The organism is Pedobacter sp. 01T416_2 (assembly GCF_056398925.1).
Window position 1 is genome coordinate 1 of the sequence record NZ_JBFTQI010001128.1, and the last position, 1317, is coordinate 1317.

Consider the following 1317-nt stretch of genomic DNA (forward strand, 5'->3'; position numbering starts at 1 on the left):
GTCTGAAAGTAATAAACTTCGTAAATGGTTTCTTAGGTCAAAAAATCAAGATAGCGGTGACCATGGTGAAATGTCTTTTTTTGCTCACCTGGATGTACTCCGTAAACATCTGATCAGATCGGCCCTTGTGATAGCTTTAACAACAATCTGGGCCTTTTGTTATTATGATTTCGTTTTCGACAAGATAATCCTAGGCCCAAAAAAGGCTGATTTCCCAACCTACAGGATAATGTGCTGGATCAGTGACCGTTTTAACTTAGGTACCAGCTATTGCCTTAAAGAGATCAGCTTCAAGATCATCAATACCGAAATGGCCGGACAGTTCAATCTTCAGCTCAATTCATCGGTTATTGTCGGGATTATATTGGGTTTTCCTTATCTTTTGTTCGAGCTATGGCTCTTTATCAAACCGGCCCTACATTTAAGAGAGAGAAAAGCAGCAAGAGGTTTTGTTTTTTATGCTACCCTGCTTTTTCTTCTGGGCATTTTGTTTGGCTACTACATTATTGCTCCTTACTCGATACGTTTTCTTGTGGGCTTCCATGTGAGCGAAGTAATCGAAAACCAGATCACCATCGATTCCTATCTGTCATCAATTGTTACCCTTACTCTTGGAACGGGAATTATTTTTGAAATGCCCATCGTTGTATTAATTCTTTCAGGATTGGGCCTGCTAACACCTAAACTGATGCGAAGTTCCAGAAGGTACGCGGTTGTAATCATGTTGATTATTGCAGCGGTAGTTACCCCTACCCCTGATATACAGACCATGCTGATTGTATTCTTGCCGTTGATGATACTTTATGAGATCAGTATCATGGTAGCGGTACGGGTTGAACGGAAAAACATGCAGGCTCAGGGATAGGCATTACTACCAACCTCGTATTTACCTGTCTCACTATTGGCGGACCTGTAATTATGCTATTACAATGAATATTGGCTCAGCAAGAAAATGGATTCTTCAGTTTTGCAACAGAATCTACGGTGATATTTGTGTTATATTATAATTCATATTCATGCGATACCTTTTAACTGTACTTTTCCTTATAACTTTATCTAATACCTTATTTGCACAAACCAATCCCGGAAAGGGAAAAATTTCCGGAACAGTTATCGATGCCACTACAAAAGAGCCAATTGATTTTGCGACCGTCACCATTTTCAAAACAGGAACAAAAACTGTGGTCAACGGCATCAGTTCTAATGCTCAGGGAAACTTTACGGTTTCTGGTCTTGCAAACGGTGTATATAAAGTTGCTGTAGATTTTATAGGTTACAAAGAAAAAATCTTCGATCCGGTAACCATCAGTGCAACAT

Annotated in this window: 2 protein-coding genes; both read left to right on the forward strand. The window is 39.6% G+C overall.

Features of this window, described 5'->3' with window-relative positions; translation table 11 throughout:
• Positions 1 to 865 (forward strand): twin-arginine translocase subunit TatC (tatC, locus tag AC1DPQ_RS27950; protein WP_477611598.1); only part of this gene is annotated, 865 nt, incomplete at its 5' end.
• Between the two features lie 151 nt (positions 866 to 1016).
• A partial coding sequence (locus AC1DPQ_RS27955; protein WP_477611599.1) for a carboxypeptidase regulatory-like domain-containing protein occupies positions 1017 to 1317 on the forward strand: 301 nt, incomplete at its 3' end.